Source organism: Pantoea sp. Cy-639 (assembly GCF_011752525.1).
GTDB lineage: Bacteria > Pseudomonadota > Gammaproteobacteria > Pseudomonadales > Pseudomonadaceae > Aquipseudomonas.
The window spans coordinates 282,193-304,842 of the sequence record NZ_VWXI01000002.1 but is presented as its reverse complement, the minus strand read 5'-3'; the positions used below and the strand labels follow the sequence as shown (position 1 = coordinate 304,842).

Annotated in this window: 23 protein-coding genes and 1 tRNA gene; 20 read left to right on the top strand and 4 right to left on the bottom strand. The window is 63.7% G+C overall.

Annotated elements, in window-relative coordinates:
- Window positions 1-61 precede the first annotated feature (61 nt).
- The 17 genes from F3J43_RS03630 (at window position 62) to F3J43_RS03550 (ending at window position 12,988) form a co-directional block, all read left to right on the top strand.
- Complete coding sequence (locus tag F3J43_RS03630) at window positions 62-400, top strand: ribbon-helix-helix domain-containing protein (RefSeq protein WP_166883454.1); 339 nt, start codon at window positions 62-64, stop codon at window positions 398-400.
- Window positions 401-493: 93 nt separating this feature from the next.
- Window positions 494-715, top strand: a complete 222-nt coding sequence (locus F3J43_RS03625; protein ID WP_166883453.1) for an FmdB family zinc ribbon protein — start codon at window positions 494-496, stop codon at window positions 713-715.
- A 97-nt stretch (window positions 716-812) separates the two neighbouring features.
- Window positions 813-2,585, top strand: coding sequence for an aspartate--tRNA ligase (gene aspS, locus F3J43_RS03620; protein WP_205297629.1), 1,773 nt, complete (start codon window positions 813-815; stop codon window positions 2,583-2,585).
- Between the two features lie 110 nt (window positions 2,586-2,695).
- A complete protein-coding gene (locus tag F3J43_RS03615) occupies window positions 2,696-3,448 on the top strand; it encodes a YebC/PmpR family DNA-binding transcriptional regulator (RefSeq protein ID WP_166883451.1) in 753 nt (250 codons plus the stop codon).
- A gap of 132 nt (window positions 3,449-3,580) precedes the next feature.
- Complete coding sequence (ruvC, locus tag F3J43_RS03610; RefSeq protein WP_166883450.1) at window positions 3,581-4,105, top strand: crossover junction endodeoxyribonuclease RuvC; 525 nt, start codon at window positions 3,581-3,583, stop codon at window positions 4,103-4,105.
- A 108-nt stretch (window positions 4,106-4,213) separates the two neighbouring features.
- Window positions 4,214-4,831 carry a Holliday junction branch migration protein RuvA gene (gene ruvA, locus F3J43_RS03605; protein WP_166883449.1) on the top strand — a complete coding sequence of 206 codons (618 nt, stop codon included), beginning with the start codon at window positions 4,214-4,216 and terminating at the stop codon, window positions 4,829-4,831.
- The gene (gene ruvB / locus F3J43_RS03600) at window positions 4,828-5,874 is read left to right on the top strand and encodes a Holliday junction branch migration DNA helicase RuvB (RefSeq protein ID WP_166883448.1); all 1,047 of its coding nucleotides are present in this window, start codon (window positions 4,828-4,830) and stop codon (window positions 5,872-5,874) included. The genes ruvA and ruvB overlap by 4 nt, the downstream gene beginning before the upstream one ends.
- Window positions 5,875-5,999: 125 nt before the next feature.
- Window positions 6,000-6,452, top strand: a complete 453-nt coding sequence (gene ybgC / locus F3J43_RS03595) for a tol-pal system-associated acyl-CoA thioesterase (protein ID WP_166883447.1) — start codon at window positions 6,000-6,002, stop codon at window positions 6,450-6,452.
- Between the two features lie 32 nt (window positions 6,453-6,484).
- Window positions 6,485-7,150, top strand: a complete 666-nt coding sequence (gene tolQ, locus F3J43_RS03590; protein WP_205297626.1) for a protein TolQ — start codon at window positions 6,485-6,487, stop codon at window positions 7,148-7,150.
- 14 nt (window positions 7,151-7,164) lie between these two features.
- Window positions 7,165-7,617, top strand: a complete 453-nt coding sequence (gene tolR / locus F3J43_RS03585; protein WP_039603824.1) for a protein TolR — start codon at window positions 7,165-7,167, stop codon at window positions 7,615-7,617.
- On the top strand, window positions 7,617-8,693 hold the full coding sequence (tolA, locus tag F3J43_RS03580) for a cell envelope integrity protein TolA (protein ID WP_166883445.1): 1,077 nt from the start codon (window positions 7,617-7,619) through the stop codon (window positions 8,691-8,693). Before tolR ends, tolA begins: the two co-directional genes overlap by 1 nt.
- 53 nt (window positions 8,694-8,746) lie before the next feature.
- Window positions 8,747-9,991: a Tol-Pal system beta propeller repeat protein TolB gene (tolB, locus tag F3J43_RS03575; protein WP_286184326.1), complete on the top strand. Its 1,245-nt coding sequence runs from the start codon at window positions 8,747-8,749 to the stop codon at window positions 9,989-9,991.
- 53 nt (window positions 9,992-10,044) lie between these two features.
- Entirely contained in the window at window positions 10,045-10,542 is a 498-nt protein-coding gene (gene pal / locus F3J43_RS03570; protein ID WP_166883443.1) for a peptidoglycan-associated lipoprotein Pal, read from the top strand.
- A 6-nt stretch (window positions 10,543-10,548) separates the two neighbouring features.
- Window positions 10,549-11,358 (top strand): tol-pal system protein YbgF, encoded by an 810-nt coding sequence (gene ybgF, locus F3J43_RS03565; protein ID WP_166883442.1) that lies wholly within the window; start codon window positions 10,549-10,551, stop codon window positions 11,356-11,358.
- Window positions 11,359-11,518: 160 nt separating this feature from the next.
- On the top strand, window positions 11,519-12,166 hold the full coding sequence (gene queE / locus F3J43_RS03560) for a 7-carboxy-7-deazaguanine synthase QueE (RefSeq protein WP_166883441.1): 648 nt from the start codon (window positions 11,519-11,521) through the stop codon (window positions 12,164-12,166).
- Between the two features lie 11 nt (window positions 12,167-12,177).
- Window positions 12,178-12,852, top strand: a complete 675-nt coding sequence (gene queC, locus F3J43_RS03555) for a 7-cyano-7-deazaguanine synthase QueC (protein ID WP_166883440.1) — start codon at window positions 12,178-12,180, stop codon at window positions 12,850-12,852.
- Window positions 12,853-12,912: 60 nt separating this feature from the next.
- Window positions 12,913-12,988: transfer RNA gene (locus F3J43_RS03550), tRNA-Lys, on the top strand.
- A 130-nt stretch (window positions 12,989-13,118) separates the two neighbouring features.
- Here the strand turns inward: F3J43_RS03550 and F3J43_RS03545 are convergent.
- Complete coding sequence (locus tag F3J43_RS03545; RefSeq protein WP_166883439.1) at window positions 13,119-13,748, bottom strand: LysE family translocator; 630 nt, start codon at window positions 13,746-13,748, stop codon at window positions 13,119-13,121.
- A gap of 338 nt (window positions 13,749-14,086) precedes the next feature.
- Window positions 14,087-14,284: a hypothetical protein gene (locus F3J43_RS03540; RefSeq protein WP_166883438.1), complete on the bottom strand. Its 198-nt coding sequence runs from the start codon at window positions 14,282-14,284 to the stop codon at window positions 14,087-14,089.
- Window positions 14,285-14,568: 284 nt separating this feature from the next.
- Between F3J43_RS03540 and F3J43_RS03535 the strand changes: the two genes are divergently transcribed.
- Genes F3J43_RS03535 through F3J43_RS03525 form a run of 3 tightly spaced genes read left to right on the top strand, consistent with a single transcriptional unit; the run spans window position 14,569 to window position 19,297 of the window.
- Window positions 14,569-15,825, top strand: coding sequence for an HlyD family secretion protein (locus tag F3J43_RS03535; RefSeq protein ID WP_166883437.1), 1,257 nt, complete (start codon window positions 14,569-14,571; stop codon window positions 15,823-15,825).
- A complete protein-coding gene (locus F3J43_RS03530) occupies window positions 15,822-17,954 on the top strand; it encodes a peptidase domain-containing ABC transporter (RefSeq protein ID WP_166883436.1) in 2,133 nt (710 codons plus the stop codon). Before F3J43_RS03535 ends, F3J43_RS03530 begins: the two co-directional genes overlap by 4 nt.
- The gene (locus F3J43_RS03525; protein WP_166883435.1) at window positions 17,951-19,297 is read left to right on the top strand and encodes a TolC family protein; all 1,347 of its coding nucleotides are present in this window, start codon (window positions 17,951-17,953) and stop codon (window positions 19,295-19,297) included. Before F3J43_RS03530 ends, F3J43_RS03525 begins: the two co-directional genes overlap by 4 nt.
- A gap of 44 nt (window positions 19,298-19,341) precedes the next feature.
- On the opposite strand, the gene F3J43_RS03520 is transcribed toward F3J43_RS03525, so the two are convergent.
- Together F3J43_RS03520 and F3J43_RS03515 are read right to left on the bottom strand one after the other, a co-directional pair.
- A complete protein-coding gene (locus F3J43_RS03520; protein WP_166883434.1) occupies window positions 19,342-20,634 on the bottom strand; it encodes an NAD(P)/FAD-dependent oxidoreductase in 1,293 nt (430 codons plus the stop codon).
- A gap of 48 nt (window positions 20,635-20,682) precedes the next feature.
- Window positions 20,683-22,236, bottom strand: a complete 1,554-nt coding sequence (locus F3J43_RS03515) for an amino acid permease (RefSeq protein ID WP_166883433.1) — start codon at window positions 22,234-22,236, stop codon at window positions 20,683-20,685.
- Window positions 22,237-22,650: the final 414 nt, after the last annotated feature.

The window sequence follows — 22,650 nt, the reverse complement described above, 5'->3', positions numbered from 1 at the left end:
GGAGGCATGGCCGCTGTGCGTGTGCGCGGCGGATGTATGTCCGTGACGATGGAGCGATGCAATGGGAAGCAGGGTGTGCGAGGCCAATGAAGGCGCGAGGCAGGGGCTATGGTCGGGGAGGCCGCGGGTCGATCCATTTCGCAACGATTTCGACATGGCCCAGGCCGGACCGGTCTCGCGTTCGGTGCGGCTCAACGGTTTTGCCACCTGTCTGCGGCTGGAGGCGGTCTACTGGCGAATCCTGGAGCGCATTGCCCGGGCCAACCTCTGCTCGGTCAGCAGCGTGCTCTCCTATGTGGACCGGGAGGTGCACCTGCGCCATGGCGGTGTGCGCAATTTCAGCGGGCTGGTCCGGGTGATCTGCGTCGCCTGGCTGCAGGACGCGCCGGATTCGCACTGATCGCCAGGCGGGCTGCACTGCACTCCTTAACCATATATAATCCCGCTCTTTGCTGCCTTGGGCAGCCTGCGATGTGGTTGACGAGAGACACCCATGCCCCTTTACGACTATCAATGTGGATCCTGCGATCACCGGATGGAGGTGTTGCAGAAGATCAGCGCCGCGCCGCTGACCGATTGCCCGGCGTGCCAGGCGCCGGCATTGAAGAAGCTGTTGTCGGTCCCCGGCTTCCGCCTGAGCGGCAACGGCTGGTACGAGACCGACTTCAAGACCGGGGCCAAGAAGAATCTGGCAGGCGGCGACAAGGCCGACTGAGTTGAATTGCACCGACCGGGTCTTGCAGTATTAGCCCCTTGGGCGGCGAAGACCTCCACCGAACATACGAATCACGAGAAGCGAAACCACCATCATGATGCGCAGCCATTATTGCGGCCAACTGAACGAGAGCCTGGACGGCCAGGAAGTCACCCTTTGCGGCTGGGTCCATCGTCGCCGCGACCACGGCGGGGTGATCTTCCTCGACATCCGTGACCGCGAAGGCATGGCCCAGGTCGTGTTCGACCCGGATCGCGCCGACACCTTCGCCGCCGCCGACCGCGTGCGCAGCGAGTATGTCGTGCAGATCACCGGCAAGGTGCGCAAGCGTCCGGACGGCGCGGTGAACGCCAACATGGCCTCCGGCGCCATCGAGATCCTCGGCTATCAGCTGAATGTGCTCAACGAAGCGGAAACCCCACCGTTCCCGCTGAACGAATACTCCGACGTGGGCGAAGAAACCCGCCTGCGCTACCGCTTCATCGACCTGCGTCGCCCGGAAATGGCCGACAAGCTGCGCCTGCGCTCGCGTATCACCAGCAGCATCCGTCGCTTCCTCGACGAAAACGGCTTCCTTGACGTCGAAACCCCGATCCTGACCCGCGCCACCCCGGAAGGCGCCCGCGACTATCTGGTGCCGAGCCGCACCCACGCTGGCAGCTTCTTCGCCCTGCCGCAGTCGCCACAGCTGTTCAAGCAGCTGCTGATGGTCGCCGGCTTCGACCGCTACTACCAGATCGCCAAGTGCTTCCGTGACGAAGACCTGCGTGCCGACCGCCAGCCGGAATTCACCCAGATCGACATCGAGACCAGCTTCCTCGACGAAGCCGAGATCATGGGCCTCACCGAGAGCATGATCCGCAAGCTGTTCAAGGAAGTGCTGGACCTGGAATTCGGCGAATTCCCGCACATGACCTTCGAAGAGGCCATGCGCCGCTACGGTTCCGACAAGCCGGACCTGCGCATTCCGCTGGAACTGGTCGACGTTGCCGATCAGCTCAAGGATGTCGACTTCAAGGTCTTCGCCGGCCCGGCCAACGATCCGAAGTGCCGCGTCACCGCCCTGCGCCTGCCAGGCGGCGCCAGCATGCCGCGCAGCAAGATCGACGAGTACACCAAGTTCGTCGGCATCTACGGTGCCAAGGGCCTGGCCTACATCAAGGTCAACGAGCGCGCCAAGGGCGTCGAAGGCCTGCAGTCGCCGATCGTCAAGAACATCCCCGAGGCCAACCTCAACACCATCCTCGACCGCGTGGGCGCCGTCGATGGCGACATCGTGTTCTTCGGTGCCGACAAGTTCAAGGTCGTCAGCGAAGCCCTGGGCGCGCTGCGTATCCGCCTGGGTCACGACTTCGAGCTGCTGACCTGCGAGTGGGCGCCGATGTGGGTCGTCGACTTCCCGATGTTCGAAGAGAACGAAGACGGCAGCTTCACCGCGCTGCACCACCCGTTCACCGCGCCGAAGTGCACGCCGGAAGAACTCGAGGCCAACCCGGCCACGGCCCTGTCCCGTGCCTACGACATGGTTCTGAACGGTACCGAACTGGGCGGCGGTTCGATCCGTATCCACCGTAAAGAAATGCAGCAAGCGGTGTTCCGTCTGCTGGGCATCGACGCGGCGGAACAGGAAGAGAAGTTCGGCTTCCTGCTCGATGCCCTGAAGTTCGGCGCACCACCTCACGGTGGCCTGGCCTTCGGCCTGGATCGCCTGGTCATGCTGATGACCGGCGCCCAGTCGATCCGTGAAGTGATTGCCTTCCCGAAAACCCAGAGCGCCGCGTGCGTCATGACCCAGGCCCCTGGCATGGTCGACGCCAAGGCTCTGCGTGAGCTGCACATCCGTCTGCGTGAGCAGACCAAGGTCGAGTGATCGACCGGAGGTGCCCCGGCAACAGGGCACCTCCGCGCTTCGGCGCAGTATTCTTCGCGTTCCGCCCTTCGGGGCGGAACCTGTTTCTGTTTCAAGGATTTGGAGTCGTTATGGCCGGTCATTCCAAGTGGGCGAACATCAAGCACCGCAAAGAACGCCAGGATGCCAAAAGAGGCAAGATCTTCACCAAGTGGATCCGCGAGCTGACCGTCGCCGCCAAGCAGGGTGGGCCTGACCCGGCCTCCAACCCGCGTCTGCGTCTGGCGCTGGACAAGGCCCTGGGCGCCAACATGAGCCGCGACATCATCGATCGCGCCGTGGCTCGTGGTGCCGGCACCAACGAAAGCGACAACGTCGAGGAGCTCACCTACGAAGGCTACGGCCCGGGTGGCGTGGCGATCATGGTCGAAGCCATGACCGACAACCGCAACCGCACCGCTGCCGCCGTGCGCCATGCCTTCACCAAGTGTGGCGGCAACCTGGGTACCGATGGCTCGGTGGCCTACTTGTTCGAGCGCAAGGGGCAGATCAGCTTCGCCGCCGAACTGCAGGTCGACGAGGATGCGTTGATGGAAGCTGCCATGGAGGCTGACGCCGATGACGTGGTGGGCAATGACGATGGCTCCTTCGACGTGTTCACCCCGTTCAACAGTTTCTACGCCGTGCGCAATGCGCTGGAAGAGGCGGGCTTCAAGGCCTCGGACGCCGAGATCGTGATGCAGCCGACCACCAGCGCCGAGCTGGACAAGGATGGCGCGGAGAAGATTCTCAAGCTGATCGACATGCTCGAGGACCTGGATGACGTACAGAACGTCTACTCCAATGCACAGATCTCCGATGAGGTCATGGAAGCGCTGGGCTGACATTCCCGGCAACCGGTTCGATCGCGGGGCACGCCCGCTCCCACGAGCCCGGCAAATGCTGGCGTGGGAGCGGGCTTGCCCCGCGATTGTGTCCAGCAAAACCCTCTGCAACCACGGCTGACTGCACACGCTATGACCCTGATTCTTGGTATCGACCCCGGCTCGCGCATCACCGGTTTCGGTGTGGTTCGCCAGACCGCCCGTGGTTGCGAGTATGTGGCCTCGGGCTGCATCCGCACCGGCGCTGGCGAACTGCACGAGCGCCTGCTGATCGTCTTTCGCGGCGTGAGCGAGATCATCCGCCAGCACGGGCCGGTGACCATGGGCATCGAACGGGTGTTCATGGCACGTAACGCCGATTCGGCGCTCAAGCTTGGCCAGGCTCGTGGCGCGGCCATCGTCGCTGCCGCCGAGGCTGGCCTGGAAATCGCCGAGTACACTGCCAGCCAGGTCAAGCAGGCGGTGGCCGGCACTGGTGGCGCCAACAAGGAACAGGTGATGATGATGGTCATGCACCTGCTCAAGTTGACGCAGAAGCCGCAGATCGATGCCTCCGACGCGCTGGCCATCGCCCTGTGCCACGCCCACACCCGCTCCAGCCTCATTCCCCATGGCCTGACGACGGCGCGGCGGCGCGGCGGACGCTTGCGTCTGTAGCGGCTTCATGCACTGATACATATTTTGTCCGGGTGAGGCGCTCATCCGGCGCATTTGCTGATAGGGTGGTCCGGTTTCTGACCGGCGCCCGAGAGGAAGGATCGGAACGTGATTGGACGTTTGCGCGGCACCCTGGCGGAGAAACAGCCGCCGCACCTGATTATCGATGTCAACGGCCTGGGCTATGAGCTCGAAGTACCGATGACCACGCTCTATCGTCTGCCCAAGCTGGGCGAGACCGTTACCCTGCACACCCACCTGGTGGTCCGTGAAGACGCCCACCTGCTCTATGGTTTCTTCGAGAAGCGCGAGCGCGAGCTGTTCCGCGAGCTGATCCGGCTCAATGGCGTCGGCCCGAAGCTGGCACTGGCGCTGATGTCGGGCCTGGAGGTCGACGAACTGGTGCGCTGTGTCCAGGCTCAGGACGCTTCCGCCCTGGTGCGCGTGCCCGGTGTCGGCAAGAAGACCGCCGAGCGCCTGCTGGTCGAGCTCAAGGACCGCTTCAAGGCCTGGGAAACCTCGCCGGCCATGTTTACCCTGGTGTCCGACGGTCCGCTGCCGGTGGCCAGTGCTTCCAACGCCGAGGCCGACGCGGTCAGTGCCCTGGTGTCCCTGGGCTATAAGCCGCAGGAGGCGAGCAAGGCCATCGCGGCGATCAAGGACAAGGCCGGGTTGAGCAGTGAAGAGCTGATCCGTCGCAGCCTTAAAGGGATGATTACCAAGTGATCGAGACCGACCGCCTGATCGCCGCTTCCGGGCGTGACCGTGAAGAGGTCCAGGACCGCGCGATCCGCCCGCTGCGGCTGGACGAGTACATCGGCCAGCCCGTGGTGCGCGAGCAGATGGCCCTGTTCATCCAGGCCGCTCGCGGGCGCAACGAGTCCCTCGACCACACGCTGATCTTCGGTCCGCCAGGTCTGGGCAAGACCACCCTGGCGAACATCATCGCCCAGGAAATGGGCGTATCGGTCAAGAGCACCTCGGGGCCGATCCTCGAGCGACCTGGCGACCTGGCGGCGATGCTGACCAATCTCGAACCCCACGACGTGCTGTTCATCGACGAGATCCACCGGTTGTCGCCGGTGGTCGAGGAAGTGCTCTACCCAGCGATGGAGGACTTCCAGCTCGACATCATGATCGGCGAGGGCCCGGCCGCTCGTTCGATCAAGCTCGACCTGCCGCCGTTCACCCTGGTTGGCGCCACCACTCGCGCCGGCATGCTGACCAACCCGCTGCGCGACCGTTTCGGCATCGTCCAGCGCCTGGAGTTCTACAGCAACAAGGACCTGGCAACCATCGTCAGCCGTTCGGCGAACATCCTCGGCCTGCCCATGGATGACAAGGGTGCCTTCGAGATCGCCCGGCGTGCCCGCGGCACCCCGCGTATCGCCAACCGTCTGTTGCGGCGGGTGCGCGACTACGCCGAAGTGCGTGGCAAGGGCCAGATCACTAAGGCGGTCGCGGACCTGGCGTTGAACCTGCTGGACGTCGACGAGCGCGGGTTCGATCATTCCGACCGGCGCCTGCTGCTGACCATGATCGAGAAGTTCGATGGCGGCCCGGTAGGGCTCGACAACCTGGCCGCGGCGATCGGCGAAGAACGCCATACCATCGAGGACGTGCTCGAGCCCTATCTGATCCAGCAGGGCTACATCATGCGCACCCCGCGCGGGCGGGTGGTCACCCGTCACGCCTACCTGCATTTCGGCCTGAACATTCCCGGTCGCTTCTGCGAAGGGGGTGAATATGCCGCGCAGGACGATGAATGACAGATCGAATCGGCGATTGTGTGGTCCTACCGCTGGCACGTCTGTGGCGGGCTGGCAATACGACATTGTCGATGCAAAAACAGTTGCCGGGGCGGATTGGCAAGTTCAGGAGTAAGCACTAGAGTATGCGCGCGCAAAATGGGCTGGAACCGTTCTCGCACCGCTGTCGTGTCTATTACGAAGATACTGACGCGGGGGGCGTGGTGTACTACGTCAACTACCTCAAGTTCATGGAGCGTGCGCGTACCGAGCGCTTGCGCCACCTGGGGTTCTCCCAGGCGCAACTGGCCGGTGACGATCTTCTTTTCGTGGTCCATTCCAGCGAAGCGCGCTACCACGCGCCGGCGCGGCTGGACGACGAGTTGCGGGTAACCGCGCAAGTGCTTGAATTGAATCGTGCCAGCCTGCGCTTCGTGCAGCAGGTGTGGCGAGACAAAGATGCAACGCTGCTCTGCGAGGGGCAGTTCCTGGTGGCCGCCGTGCGTGCCGACACTTTCAAACCCCGGGCCATTCCCCCAGCGCTGCGCGACGCCTTCCTGGCGGATGGCACGGGTACTCAATCCAACGCAGGAGAATAAGCGTGGAAGCAAACGTCGTCGACCATACCTCCATGTGGAGCCTGGTCGCCAATGCCAGTGTGGTGGTTCAACTGGTCATGCTCACCCTGGTGGCCGCTTCGGTGACCTCCTGGATCATGATCTTCCAGCGCAGCACCATGCTGCGTGCCGGGCGTCGTGCCCTGGATGCGTTCGAGGAGCGTTTCTGGTCGGGTATCGACCTGTCCAAGCTGTATCGCCAGGCTGGCAGCAACCCGGATCCTGATTCGGGTGTCGAGCAGGTGTTCCGTGCCGGCTTCAAGGAGTTCTCGCGCCTGCGCCAGCAGCCGGGCGTCGATCCGGATGCGGTGATGGAAGGCGTGGGCCGGGCCATGCGCGTGGCAATCTCCCGCGAGGAAGAGAAGCTCGAGCAGAGCCTGCCGTTCCTGGCCACCGTCGGTTCGACCAGCCCGTACATCGGCCTGTTCGGTACCGTCTGGGGCATCATGAACTCCTTCCGCGGCCTGGCCAGCGCCCAGCAGGCGACCCTGGCCACCGTTGCCCCGGGTATCGCCGAGGCGCTGGTCGCCACCGCGATCGGCCTGTTCGCCGCGATTCCGGCGGTCATCGCCTACAACCGCTTCTCCGCGCGCAGCGAAACGCTGATCGGCCGTTACTACACGTTCGCCGACGAGTTCCAGGCGATCCTGCACCGCAAAGTACACACCAGCGAAGAGTGATCAGGTAGAAACCCATGGCCCGAGTTCGCCACAAACGCAAGCCGGTCGCCGAGATGAACGTGGTGCCCTACATCGACGTGATGCTGGTGCTGCTGGTCATCTTCATGGTGACCGCCCCCATGCTCAACCAGGGCGTGAAGGTGGACCTGCCCAAGGTTTCCAGCGAAGCCCTGCCGCAGGACAACAATGTCCAGATCCTCACCATCTCGATCAAGGCCGACAAGACCTACTACTGGAACCTTGGCAGCGAAGTCGACACCGACAAGCAGATGGACAAGGCCATGACCCTGCCGGAAATGACCGGTGCGGTGACCAAGATCATTGCCGCCGGCCGTGACCAGGGCAAGCAGACCCAGGTCTTCATCCGTGGCGACAAGGCCGTCGACTACGGCGCGGTCATGGGCGCCATGGGCGGGTTGCAGAAGGCGGGTGTCGGAAACGTTGGCCTGATAACCGAGGCGCCCTGATGCAACAGCGAGAGCCATCCGCCTCGGAAAGCTACTTCTGGCCCAGTGTCTGGGCCATCGCCCTGCACGTGCTGGTATTCGGCATGCTGTTCGTCAGTTTTGCCATGACGCCCGAATTGCCGCCTTCCAAACCCATCGTTCAGGCTACGCTTTATCAGCTCAAGTCCAAGAGTCAGGCGACGACCCAGACCAATCAGAAGATTGCCGGGGAGGCCAAGAAGACTGCGGCACGCCAGACCGAAGTCGAGCAGATGGAGCAGAAGAAGGTCGAGCAGGAGGCCGTGAAGGCCGCGGAACAAAAGAAAGCCGACGCCGCTCAAAAGGCCGAGGAGGCCCGCGAGGCCGCCGAAGCGAAGAAGGCCGAGGAAGCTGCCAAGGCCGTCGAGCAGAAGAAAGCTGCCGAGGCCAAGAAAGCCGAAGAAGCGAAGAAGGCCGCCGAGAAACAGCAGGCCGACATCGCCAAGAAAAAGGCTGAGGAAGAGGCCAAGAAAAAGGCCGAGGAAGAAGCCAAGAAACAAGCTGCGGAAGAGGCGAAGAAGAAGGCCGCCGAAGACGCGAAGAAGAAAGCAGCCGAGGACGCCAAGAAGAAAGCGGCGGCCGAGGATGCGAAGAAGAAGGCAGCTGAAGAGGCCAAGAAAAAGGCCGCGGCAGATGCCCAGAAGAAAAAGGCACAGGAAGCGGCCCGCAAGTCGGCAGAGGACAAGAAGGCGCAGGCATTGGCCGAGCTGTTGTCCGACACCACCGAGCGGCAGCAGGCGCTGGCTGACGAGCAGGGTGACCAGGTGGCCGGCGACTTCGACGACCTGATTCGCATGCGCGCGGCCGAGGGCTGGGCACGTCCGCCATCTGCGCGCAAAGGCATGACGGTAGTTCTGCAGATCAACATGTTGCCGGACGGCACCATCACTAACGTAAGTGTGGCCAAGTCCAGCGGCGATGGCCCGTTCGACAGCTCGGCCGTGGCCGCAGTGAAGAACATTGGTCGGTTGACCGAGATGCAGGGCTTGAAGCCGAACGAGTTCAATCCGTATCGTTCATTCAAGATGACATTTACACCTGAGGATCTAGCGTTGTGATTAAACGTCTGAGAGGACTCCTGGTCTTGCTCTGCTGCGTGGCAGGCATGGCCATGGCAGAGGAAAAGAACATCCTGGTCACCAGCGGCAGCGACCGGGCAACCCCTATCGCGGTAGTACCGTTCGGTCTGCAGGGCGGCAGCGTGCTGCCGGAAGACATGGCCGACATCATCGGCAACGACCTGCGCAACTCCGGCTACTACTCGCCGATTCCGCGGCAGAACATGATCAGCCTGCCAACCCAGGCCAGCGAAGTGATCTTCCGTGACTGGAAGGCCCTGGGGGCGCAGTACGTCATGGTCGGCAGCATCGTGCCGTCCGGTGGCCGCCTGCAGGTGCAGTACGCACTGTTCAACGTCGCCACCGAGCAGCAAGTGCTGACCGGCAGCGTCGCTGGCGGTGTCGACCAACTGCGCGACATGGCTCACTACATTGCCGACCAGTCGTTCGAGAAGCTCACCGGCATCAAGGGTGCGTTCTCCACCCGCATGCTGTACGTGACCGCCGAACGTTTCTCGACCAACAACACCCGCTACACCCTGCAGCGTTCGGACTACGACGGCGCCCGTGCGGTGACCCTGCTGCAATCGCGCGAGCCGATCCTCTCGCCGCGTTTCGCACCGGACGGCAAGCGCATCGCCTATGTCTCGTTCGAGCAGAAGCGTCCGCGCATCTTCATCCAGCACATCGATACCGGTCGCCGCGAGCAGATCACCAACTTCGAGGGCCTGAACGGCGCGCCGGCCTGGTCGCCCGATGGCAATCGCCTGGCGTTCGTGCTGTCGAAGGACGGCAACCCGGACATCTACGTCATGAACGTGGCCTCGCGCCAGATCACCCGTGTCACCGCGGGCCCAGGCATCAATACCGAGCCGTTCTGGGGCAAGGATGGCAACACCCTGTACTTCACCTCCGACCGTGGCGGCAAGCCGCAGATCTACAAGCAGTCGGTCAGTGGTGGTGGTGCCGAGCGTGTGACCTTCGTCGGTAACTACAACGCCAACCCGAAACTGTCGGCAGATGAAAAAACCCTGGTGATGATTCATCGCCAGCAGGGCTTCACCAACTTCAAGGTGGCTGCCCAGGATCTGCAGCGCGGAAGTGTAAAGATTCTCACCGAGACCAGTCTTGATGAGTCTCCCACTGTTGCGCCAAACGGCACCATGCTAATCTACGCCACCCGCCAGCAGGGCCGGGGAGTCTTGATGCTCGTGTCGCTTAACGGCCGTGTGAGGCTCCCACTTCCTACCGCTCAAGGCGAAGTCAGAGAACCGTCCTGGTCCCCCTACCTGAACTGATTGCGGCGTAATACTTTTGCTTAACACACTGGGGTTTCATTAGGAGTTTCACGATGGAAATGCTGAAGTTTGGTAAATTCGCTGCGCTGGCTCTGGCCATGGCCGTAGCTGTAGGTTGCTCCTCGAAGGGCGGTGACAACGCTGGTGAAGGCGCTGTTGACCCGAACGCTGGCTACGGTGCCAACACTGGCGCTGTCGACGGCTCCCTGAGCGAAGAAGCTGCCCTGCGCGCAATCACCACCTTCTACTTCGAATACGACAGCTCGGATCTGAAGCCAGAAGCCATGCGCGCCCTGGACGTTCACGCCAAGGACCTGAAAGCCAACGGCAACCGCGTTGTTCTGGAAGGCAACACCGACGAGCGCGGCACCCGCGAGTACAACATGGCTCTGGGCGAGCGTCGTGCCAAGGCCGTTCAGCGTTACCTGGTCCTGCAGGGTGTTTCCCCTGCTCAGCTGGAACTGGTTTCCTACGGTGAAGAGCGTCCGATCGCTACTGGCCACGACGAGCAGTCCTGGGCTCAGAACCGTCGCGTAGAACTGCGTAAGTAAGTTCTTATGCGTATGTGCCGTCGTGTTGTAACCGTCCTCGCACTCAGCCTGCCCCTTTCGGCGTGGGCTGCGGTTCCCGTAGTAGATGACAACGCCGGTGGTTATCCACCGGCGGGTTATGGCACGAGCGGCGCCTATGCCGGAGCAGGGGCTTCGGCCCCTGCTTCTGCAAATGGCCAGCTGTTCATGCAGCTGCAGCAGATGCAGGACCAGCTTTCCCGCCAGCAAGGCATCATCGAAGAGTTGCAGAACGATGTGTCGCGCATGAAGCAGGAAAACCTCGAGCGCTATCAGGACCTGGACCGCCGCATCGGCAGTGGTACCGCGCCTGCCGCGACTCCCGACAATTCCTCCATCGGTGGCGCGAGCAACGCAGCCACGGGTGCCGCCGCCGGCGCCAGCGCCGCGCAGCAACCGGCCGCCAGCAGCGAGCCGGGTGATCCGGCGAAAGAGAAGCTGTATTACGATGCCGCTTTCGACCTGATCAAGCAGAAGGACTTCGACAAGGCCAGCCAGGCCTTCAACGCCTTCCTGCGCAAGTACCCCAACAGCCAGTACGCCGGCAATGCCCAGTACTGGCTCGGCGAAGTCAATCTCGCCAAAGGCGATCTGCAGGGCGCTGCCCAGGCCTTCGCCAAGGTCAGCCAGCTGTATCCGCAGCACAGCAAAGTGCCTGACTCGCTGTACAAGCTGGCAGACGTCGAGCGTCGCCAGGGCCACACCGACAAGGTCAAAGGCATCCTGCAGCAGGTCATCACCCAGTACCCCGGCACGTCTGCCGCACAACTGGCGCAACGCGACCTGCAGAAGCTCTAAGCCGTACCGTTCGAAAGAAACCCGCGCCTGTCGCGGGTTTTTTCGTTAGAATCACCGCCCTTTTTTCGTAAACACGCTGCTGCGGATAACGCTATGTCGAGTCCGCGACAGTGCCTGACGGAGGCGGGCAGCCTGTTCAGCTGTCACGCCCGTGGCGATCATGCAAGACACATTACGCATCACCGAAGTGTTTTACTCCTTGCAGGGTGAAACGCGAACGGCCGGGCTGCCCACGGTATTCGTGCGCCTGACCGGTTGCCCTCTGCGCTGCCAGTACTGCGACAGTGCCTATGCCTTCAGCGGCGGTACCGTGCGCACCCTCGACTCGATTCTCGAGCAGGTGGCCGGCTTCAAGCCGCGCTACGTCTGCGTCACCGGCGGCGAACCGCTGGCCCAGCCCAATGCCTTGCCGTTGCTGCAGCGCCTGTGCGATGCCGGCTATGAGGTTTCGCTGGAAACCAGCGGCGCTCTGGACATCGCCGGCACCGACACCCGGGTCAGCCGGGTGCTTGACCTCAAGACCCCAGGGTCGGAGGAAACACACCGTAATCGCTACGAGAACATCGACCTGCTGACCCATAACGACCAGGTCAAGTTCGTCATCTGTTCTCGTGAAGACTACGATTGGGCCGTTTCCAAGCTGATCCAGTACAACCTGGCCGAGCGGGCCGGCGAAGTGCTGTTCTCGCCAAGCCATCATCAGGTCAGCGCCACCGCGCTGGCCGACTGGATCGTTGCCGACAATCTGCCCGTACGCCTGCAGTTGCAGTTGCACAAGCTGCTGTGGAACGACGAGCCTGGACGTTGAGGAAGAAAGACATGACTGAAAAACGCGCGGTAATCCTGCTTTCCGGAGGCCTGGACTCGGCCACCGTGGTGGCCATGGCCAAGGCCGAAGGCTATGCCTGCTACACTATGAGCTTCGACTACGGCCAGCGTCATCGCGCCGAACTCAATGCCGCGGCGCAGGTGGCCCGTGACCTGGGAGCGGTCGAGCACAAGGTGATCGGTCTGAACCTGGACGGTATCGGCGGCTCGGCATTGACCGACAGCAGCATCGATGTGCCGCAAGCCCCGAGCGAAGGGATTCCGGTGACCTATGTGCCGGCACGCAACACCGTGTTCCTGTCCCTGGCCCTCGGCTGGGCAGAGGTGCTTGAGGCCCGAGACATTTTCATTGGCGTCAATGCCGTGGATTACTCTGGCTATCCGGACTGCCGCCCGGAGTTCGTCGAGGCGTTCGAGCGCATGGCCAACCTGGCCACCAAGGCCGGTGTCGAAGGGCAGGGCTTCCGTATCCAGGCGCCGCTGCAGAACTTGAGCAAGGCGCAGATCGTCCAGGCGGGCATGGCTCGTGGCGTGGACTACAGCCTGACGGTTTCCTGCTACCAGGCCGATGACCAAGGCCGAGCCTGCGGCAAGTGCGATAGCTGCCGCCTGCGTGCGGATGGCTTCAAGGCTGCCGGTGTCGCGGACCCAACCCGATATTTTTGAAAAAATTGCGATGGGGTGTTGATTTCCTCTGAGAAATCAGTAATATACGCGCCATCCAACGGGTCGTTAGCTCAGTTGGTAGAGCAGTTGGCTTTTAACCAATTGGTCGTAGGTTCGAATCCTACACGACCCACCATGTGCAGTAAGAAAAAGCCCGCTTCCGGCAACGGAAGCGGGCTTTTTCGTTTGTGCTGGAGTTTACGCTGGAAAGTCCGGCCCAGGGCGAACCGGGTGATCCTCCTGCCTTGCATTGATCCTGAGGTTCGCTAGCGGGTAGACGATACGGCGATCTTCAAGCCGAATCCGATAAAGATGCCGCCCGTGATCCTGTCCAACCTGGTCATCACCGAGGCGCGGCTCAGGAATTTCTTCAAGGGCATCGTTGCGGCGATCAGCAGGCCAAACCATGCGAGCGTCAACAATACGTGAATCGACGCCAGGACGAACGAGTACGCAGACAGCGCGACGCCGGCAGGTATGAACTGAGGCAGGAAGGTAACGTAGAAAATCCCGACCTTCGGGTTCAGCAGGTTGGTCAGGAAACCACGCAGGAATGCGGCCCCGGCAGAGGCTGCGACTGTGCCATCGCCTTGGGCCTGGAGTGACTGTCGAGGCCTGAGCAGCAGCTTGGCGCCCATCCACACCAGGTACGCCGCGCCGGCAGACTTCAAGAGGGTATAGGCGAGCTCGGAGCGCTGCAGAACCGCGCCAAGCCCAAGCGAGACCGCCGCTCCCCAGGCAAGGCAGCCGAGCGTGATCCCTACGGCTGCCATGAGCGCAATGCGCCGACCTTCTACCGTCGCGGCCCTGAGCACCATTGCCGTGTCGACTCCCGGGGTTATGGCAAGCACCGAGGCGGCGGCAACAAAGGCAAGGAGCAGCGGGATATCAGTCATTTCAGGTATTCGCCAGAGGGGTGAAAACGGAATGCTCCGACACCGTGAGTGGAACAGATGGTGTTCGACGCGTTGGTGAGGTGCCGCACGGCAATATGAAGGCCCGGCGGGCCCGGCACAAGTGCTCTCCCGACTGGAGTGCGATTCTCGGGCAACAGCTTCTGTGCGGTCATGCGAATGGACTGTCCGCTTCGTATCCTCACGCTTGGCCGGATGCTGTACGAAAAAGCCCGCCTCCGTGACCGGAAGCGGGCTTTTGCGTTTGCGCCAGAAACCCGATCCAGAGCCCCTGACTCCCTGGGACGGGCCTGTGGTTCAGATTTCCTGGCCGTGGGCGATCACTGCGCGCACAGCTGGAACTCCTTGAAGTTGTAGTCGCTGCCCGAGCCCCAGCTGACGTGCAGGATGTCGCCCTGGCCATAGTTCACTACGTCGGCGCCGACGTGGTAGCCAAAGGCTTCGACCGACCAGCCGCCGCTGACCTGTTCCAGTTCGTCGCTGCTGAGGGTGCGAAGGGTGTGTTGTTCGCTGTTCATCATGGGCTTCCTCTTGCTCGTTGAAGGTGTTCCATCCGAGATACGTCCTGTGCCCAGGACATGGCGAAATACTCTCCCTTGCCCTCTTCGGCCCGGCAATAGAACGGGTGACCTAATGTCGCGGTGCCACTGTCCTTGTCTCTCAGGCCCATCTGGGACGGCCTTGCGCAATAGCCCACCTGTACTAGTGTCGAGCAAGGCACGCCTGTTTAGGCTGGCAGTGCCCCATGCGCCTGTCGTGGCGCGGGGGCGAATTTGGAATTTGCCGGGATCGTGGTCAGGGAATGCTATTTCGAAAGGAAGCGCTGCAGGCAGGCAGGGACAAGGAACTGGGCAGTGTGGTGCTGGTCTCGCCGCCCTCCTTGCGCCTGGCCGGCGCCGGCGCGGTGCTGTTCTGTGTGGCGCTTGGCCTGTTTCTCAGCCTGGCCAGCTACACCCGGCGCGAGGCGGTCACCGGCGTGCTGGTGCCCGAAGGCGGGTTGGTCAAGGTGTTCGCGCCCCAGGTGGGCGTGGTTCAGGACCTGGCGGTCAGCGAAGGGCAACAGGTCGAGGCCGGGGCGGCGCTGCTGACCCTGGTCAGCGACACCCACAACGGCGATGCTGCTGCCAACCAGGTGGCCATCAGTCGGCTGATCCAGCGACGCAACAACAGCCTGGCCGACGAGATCGCCGAGACCCGCGTGCTCCACCAGCAGGAGCGTGACGGCAAGCAGCGGCGCCTGGCGATGCTGCTCGGCGAGCAGGACAAGGTCAGCGCGCAGATCGCCCTCAACACCCAGCGCCTGGCCCTGGCCCAAGGCATCGCCGAGCGTTACGCCGAGCTGCAGCGCCAGGACTTCGTGTCTCGCGACTTGCTCCAGGCCAAGCAGGATGCGGTGCTGGAGGTCCGACTACGGGCCGAGGAGTTGAACCGTTCGCTGCTGTCGTTACGCAACGACAGCGCGGCATTGCGGGCGGAGCTGGCCGAGCTGCCGTTCAACCAGACCAAGCAGTTGGCTGACCTTGAGCGGCGCCTGCTGGAGAGCCAGAGCAGCCTGCTGGAGAGCGAGGTCAAGCGCCAGGTGGTGATCACTGCACCGGCCAGCGGGGAAGTGACGGCCATCGGTGTGGTCAATGGCGCCCGTGCCGATGTCAGCCGCCCGCTGTTCAGCCTGGTGCCCCAGGACAGCCAACTCTACGCCGAACTCTATGTGCCCAGCCGCTCGGCGGGCTTCGTGCGCCCCGGGCACGCGGTGATGCTGCGCTACCAGGCCTATCCCTACCAGCACTTCGGCCTGGCCCGCGGCACCGTGGCCTCGGTGTCGCGCAGCGCCTTGCCGGCCGACGAGATCATGACCGTGGGCGCGGCCTCCGAGGCGCTGCGCGAGCAGGGGCCGTTGTACCGGGTTCGGGTCAGCCTCGAGCGGCAGAGCCTGTTCGCCCGTGGGCGCGAGGAGCGCCTGCGTTCGGGCATGCAGCTGGACGCCGACATCATGCTGGAGAACCTGCCGCTCTACGAATGGCTGCTCGAACCGCTGCGCGGCATAGGAAAACGACTGTGAGCATTGCCCAATCCCTGAGCTTCGGCGTTGGCCGCAAGCTGCCTGTGATCCTCCAGGTCGAGGCGGCCGAATGCGGCCAGGCCTGCCTGGCGATGATTGCCGCCTACCATGGCCAGGTCCACGACCTGCAGTCGCTGCGCCAGAAGCTGTCGCCGTCGATGAAGGGCGCCACGCTCAAGCAACTGATGGCCATGGCGGCCCAGCTGGGACTGGCCAGCCGGCCCCTGCGCCTGGAGCTCGAGGCCCTCGACCAGCTCAAGCTGCCGTGCATCCTGCACTGGAATTTCAACCATTTCGTGGTGCTCAAGGAAGTCGGCCCGCGCTGGGTGACCCTGCACGACCCGGCCCGGGGGCTGTGTCGGCTGACCCGCCAGGAGGTCTCCGACGCCTTCACTGGCGTGGCCCTGGAACTGTGGCCGGAGGGTGACTTCCAGCCCGGCGAGGTGAAGACGCCTTTGCCGCTGCGCCGGCTGCTGGGGCGGGTGCAGGGCTTCGGTGGCGTGCTGGGGCATGTGCTGGCGCTGGGCGCGGCGCTGGAACTGTGCATGATCCTCACGCCATTCTTCCTGCAGACGGTGATCGACAAGGTGCTGGTCAGTGCCGACCTCGACCTGCTGGCGGTACTGGCGCTTGGTTTCGGCCTGCTGCTGCTGGCCCAGCAGGCGTTGTCGCTGGCCCGCTCCTGGGCCTTGATGTACCTCGGCACGTTGCTGGGCACCCAGTGGCAGATCAACGTCTTCAGCCATCTGGTGCGCTTGCCGGTGGCCTACTTCGAGCGGCGCCACCTGGGCGACATCATCTCGCGCTTCGGTTCGCTCAAGTCGATCCAGCGGACCCTGACCACCTCGTTCATCGAGGCGCTGCTCGATGGCGCGATGACCGTGGTGACCTTGGCCCTGATGTTCCTCTACAGCCCGCCACTGGCGTTGATCGCGGTGGCTGCCATGCTGATCTATGCCCTCGCGCGCTGGGCCTGGTTCGGTCCGCTGCGCCGGGCCAGCGAGGAAGAGCTGGTGCGGGCGGCCCGCCAGCAGAGCTATTTCCTGGAGAGCATGCGCGGGGTGCGCACGCTCAAGCTGTTCGCCCATCAGGAACAGCGCGCCACGGTGTGGAGCGGGTTGCTGGTGGACGAGATCAACGCCGGGCTGCGGCCGCAGAAGCTGCAACTGCTGTACCGCGCCTTCAATGGCCTGCTGTTCGGCACGGTGACGCTGCTGGTGATCTGGCTGGGTGCGCGGCAGGTGATCGAGGGGGCGTTCAGTGCCGGCATGCTGATCGCGTTCAATGCCTACAAGGACCAGTTCAATAACCGGGTGGCGAGCCTGATCGACAAGTTGGTCGATGTGCTGATGCTGCGCCTGCACGGCGAGCGCTTGGCCGATATCGTGCTGCACAGCGCCGAGCCCAGGTCGACGGTGGCACCGCTCGAGGTGGCGGCAGACGTGCCGGTGCCGCGGCTCGAGGTGCGCCAGTTGCGTTTTCGCTACTCCGACCACGAGCCCTGGGTGCTCGACGGCGTGTCGCTGGTGATCGAGCCGGGCGAGTCGCTGGCCATCGTCGGGCCGTCGGGTTGCGGCAAGACCACGCTGCTCAATGTCATGCTCGGCATCCTGCCGCCGGTCGAAGGCCAGGTGCTGCTCGATGGCGAGCCGATCGATGCCGGCAACGTCGACCGCCTGCGGCGCCTGAGCGCCACGGTGCTGCAGGACGATGTGCTGTTCGCCGGTTCGATCGGCGACAACATCTGTTTCTTCGCAGCTGACGCCGACCAGGCCTGGATCGAGCAGTGCGCCCGGCTGGCCGCGGTGCACGAGGATGTTCTGCGCATGCCGATGGCCTACAACACCCTGGTCGGCGATATGGGCACGGTGCTGTCGGGCGGGCAGAAGCAGCGTGTCCTGCTGGCCCGGGCGCTGTACCGGCGGCCGCGGCTGCTGTTTCTCGACGAGGCCACCAGTCACCTGGATATCCAGCGCGAGGCCGCGGTCAACCAGGCGCTGCAGGCGCTGAACATCACGCGGGTGATCGTCGCCCACCGGCCGGACACCATTCGCTCGGCCCAGCGTGTACTGGCCCTGGCCAACGGCCGGGTGGCCTTCGACGGGCCGCGGCCGGACCCGGCGCCATGAGCACTGGGCGCTGGCTGCTCGGGGTGTTGGTGCTGGTTGGCCTGCCAGTCCTGGCGGCGACGGATATCGAAGCCTGCCCGGGGCCGTTGCGTCCGGGGGAGGCGCTGGGCTTGTCTCGGGCAGTGGCCATGGCACTGTGCGCCGATCCGCAGATCGAGGCGGCCTGGCGGACGCAACTGAGCAGCCAGGCGAGCATGGAGGCCGAACGTTCGGCGTATTGGCCGACCTTGCAGGGCACCGCCAGCAGTGGCCGGGCCAATCGCAAGACCCGCTACGACGGTTTTCCCGAGGCCAACTCGAGCCTCGATGCGCGCACCAGCAGCTATGGCTTGAACCTGAACTGGGTGCTGTACGACTTCGGTCTGCGCAAGGCCAGGGTGGAAAGTGCCCGGCAACTGCTCAACGCCGCCAGCAGCAGCCGGGTCGAGCAGATCCAGCAGGTGGTGCTGGACACCAGCAAGGCGTTCTACCAGGTCCAGGCCAACACTGCCCTGCTCGAGGCGCGGCGCAGCATCGAGGCGTTGGCCGCCGACAGTCTCAAGGTGACCACCGCCAAGCACCAGGCCGGGGCGGGCGAGCAGGCCGATCGGCTGCAGGCGCAGACGACGTTCGAGCAGGCCCAGCTCGAGCGGGTGCTGGCCGAGGGCGACCTGGCCGCCGCCCAGGGCGCCCTGGCCAGCGCCTTGCACCTGTCGCCGTCGCTGCCGCTGCGCCTGGAGGCGCTGGATGAACCGCAGGGGCAGGAGGCGGCGTTCAGTGCCAGCGTCGATGCGCTGATGGCGCAGGCCCGGCTGAATCACCCTTCGGTGGAAAAAGCCCGTGCCGAATGGTCTTCGAGCCTGGCCCGGGCCGATGCCGAGCGTGCCCAGGGGCGGCCGACGGTCTCCCTCTACAGCAGCTACCGGCATGACGACACGCCCGTCGAGCAGGTCGCGTCGCGCCAGCAGATCGAGACCTGGACCGTGGGGGTGCAGGTGAGCGTGCCGATCTTCGATGGCTTTCTGGCTCGGCGGCGAACCCGCGCCGCCGAATACGAGGCCGGAGCGCGCGAGCAGGACCTGCAGCAGGCCGAACGCAGCATTGCCCTGAGCGTGTGGCGTAGCCGCCAGACCCTGGATGCGCGTACCCGCGCGTTGGCCATCAGTCGCCGCCTGGTGGACAGCGCCAGCCAGTCGCACCGGGTCGCGATGGGGCGTTACAAGGCTGGCGTAGGGGGCATCATCGAATTGCTCAACGCCCAGAACGACCTGGCCACCGCGCAGCAGCGCCGGGTCAGTTCGGTGGTCGACTGGTACACCGCGCGATTGCAGCTGGCAGCCGACCTGGGGCAGCTGGGGCAGTGAGGCCGGGGCGGTGGAGAGTCCGCCCCGTGCACGCAGCGGGCTGCTCAGCGGTTCAGGCGCCTGGCATCGAACGCATCGCGTGCCTGGTAGGCCGTATAGGTGGCTTGTGCGGCAACCAGGCCGGCCAGGCCGTAGGTACGGTCCAGGCCAAAGTGCGCGAATCCGTCCGGAATCGGCCGCTGGCAGGCGATGGCGTCGGCCAGCACTTCGCCGGCCACGGTGGTCGGCGCCATGCCGTGCCCGCCGAACCCCACCGCGTGCCAGATACCCTGGTCGTCCTGGCCGATCTGGGCCATCTGATGGCGGCCATAACTCATCAGGCCTCCCCAGGCGTAGTCGATTTGCGCATCGGCCAACTGTGGGTAGACGCTCGCCAGGTCGGCCTTGAGCAGCTTGGCGATCGCTTGCGGGCTGCGGTCGAGGATGGAAATCCGTCCGCCCCAGAGGATCCGGGTATCTTTCAGGGGGCGGTAGTAGTCGAAGGCGAAGCGTGTGTCGTAGATCGCCGATTCGCAGGCGATGGCCTGTGCCAGGCCGGCGCCCAGGGGCTGCGTGGCGACCACGTAGGTGGCGATCGGCAGCACGGCGCGCTCGACCGGGGCATGCACGCCTCGCGCATAGCCACCACCGGCGAAGACCACGTGCTGGGCGTGGATCTCGCCTTCGCCGGTGCGCACGACGAAGCTGCCGTCGGGCTTTTTCTCGAGCTGGGTGACCGGTGAGCGTTCGAACAGCGTTACCCCGGCGGCAGTCGCGGCGCGGGCAATGCCACAGACATATTTCAGCGGATGGAAGTGGAAGGCGTTGCGCTCCAGCAGGCCGCCGTAATAGCGCTCGGTCTTCAGTTGCTCCCGTAGCTCCCCGGGGGCGATGTATTCCCAGTCGACGCCATAGGCCTGCTTCATCAACTGGCGTGGTTGTTCCAGGCGCGAAGGGTCGTTGAACCAGTTGGCGAGGATCACGCCCTGGTCTACCAGGTCGCAGTCGATGGCGTAGCGACGGGTGCGCTCGCGGATCAGCTCGACGGCATCGAGGGTCAGCCGGTAGAGGCGACGTGCTTCGTCTGCGCCCAGCGTCGCCAGCAGGTCGGCGTTGCCCAGGCTGTAGCCACCGAAGACGAATCCGCCGTTACGTCCCGAGGCGCCATGGCCGAGCCGTTGCGACTCGACCAGCGTGACGTCGGTGATTCCGCGTTCGGCAAGCCCCAGCGCGGTCGACAGCCCAGCCAGGCCGCCGCCGAGGATGCAGACGTGGGTATCGGTGCGACCGCGTTGGGTCGGGTAGGGGATGCGGTCGTTGCTGGCTTCGTAATAGGAGTCGAGAAAATTGCTGGTCATCATGATCCCGGGCAATAAGGGCGGGCCGCTGGCGGCCCGCGGTGGTTCTCAGGCGGGCAGTTGGCTCGCGGTGGCGGGGCTCGGCGAATTGGCCGTCGGCTGGCGCTCGGTCCTGCGCGTTTCGATGAAGGAGAAGTCCATCTCCCGGTAGCGAACCGTCCGTGATCCGGTGATCAGCTTGTGGCCCAGCCACATCGCCACGAACAGCACCAGGCCGACGTAGGTGGCGAGGGCGCCGATCCAGTCGATCTGCCCGCCGATGAAGGCCTGGTAGTTCTGCCCTAGCATGACCACCATGCACAGGGCGAAGGCGAACAGCGGGCCGAACGGGAAGAACTTCGACACGTAGGGCAGTTTCGCCAGGTCGTTGCCATGGAAGGTGTAGCCGCGGCGGAAGCGGTAGTGGCTGACGGCAATGCCCAGCCAGGCAATGAAGCCGAGCATGCCGGAAGTGTTCAGCAGCCACAGGTAGATCTTGCCGGGGCTGAACAGGAAGGTCAGCAGGCACAGGCCGGCGATCGCGGCGGTGGCCAGCAAGGCCCAGATCGGCGTGCCGCTGCGGGTGACCCTGGCGAACAGGGCCGGCGCCTTGCCCTCCAGGGCCAGGCTGTAGAGCATGCGCGACGAGGCGTACATGCCCGAGTTGCCCGCCGACAGTACCGAGGTCAGGATCACCGCGTTCATCACGGCAGCGGCGGCGAGCATGTCGGCCTTGGTGAAGATCAGGGTGAACGGACTGATGGTGATGTCCGACAGGCCATCCTTGAGCAGACGCGGATCGGTATAAGGGATCAGCAAGCCGATCACGATGATGGTGAACACATAGAACAGCAGGATGCGCCAGAAGATCTGGCGTACGGCCTTGGGGATGTTGCGCCCGGGGTTTTCCGTCTCGCCTGCGGCGATGCCGACGAACTCGGTGCCCTGGAAGGAGAAGCCGACGATCATGGCCACCCCGATGAGTGCTGGCAGGCCGCCGGCGATCGGTGCGTCGCCAAGTTGCCAGAGGTGGGCGCCACCGTCCTGGCCGCCCTCGAGGATGCCCAGCAGCATCAGCACGCCCACGACGATGAAGACGACGATGGTCACGACCTTGATCAGGGCGAACCAGAACTCGGCCTCGCCGAAGAACCGTACCGAGGCGACGTTCAGTGCCAGCAGCAGGCCCAGGAACGCGGCGCTCCAGATCACCCCCGGGGTGTCCGGGAACCAGTAGGTCATGATGATCTGCACTGCCACCAGGTCCACGGCAATGGTCACCGCCCAGGCGTACCAGTAGTTCCAGCCCAGGGCGAAGCCGAAGCTCTGGTCGACGTAGCGCGAGGCATAGGTGGAGAACGAGCCGCTGACCGGCATGCAGGCGGCCAGTTCGCCGAGGCTGGTCATCAGGAAGTAGACCATCAGGCCGATGACCGCGAAGGACAGCAAGGCGCCACCGGGGCCGGACTGGGCGATGGTGGCGCCGGAGGAGACGAACAGCCCGGTGCCGATCGAGCCACCGATGGCGATCATGTTCAGGTGGCGACTGGTCAGGGTGCGTTTGAGATTTCCAGAGGGCGGTGCAGCGGCAGTCAAACTTGCTTTGTTGTTCGAATCGGTCATGGGCAACCTATTTGATCTGCGTTCAGTGAGTGTGTTGTTTTTGTTGTGTTCTGGTCACTTCCGATGGCGCGGCGATAAATATTGGCCGGGGGTTTCTCCATGACCACGGCGGTTGCGTTTGCATTGATGGAAATCAGTATCAGCTTGGAAAGGCGTGCCCAACAAACGACCTTTAGTTGTTAAATCATTCTGTTTTGGAATGAAGTGTTTCGTCATTTTGATAGGGTGAAAACCTCAGCAATATCGGGGCTTTAGCTCTTTTTTCCGGTAAAACACCATGGTTGACGAGTTTTTACCATGTCATATCGATGGCTATTGTCGTCGTTTTGTAATATTTGCAATGTCATTGCTGCAAATTGCCTGAAAAAAATTCATGCATAAACTTCAGGCACGAAAAAAGCCGATACCTGTGGT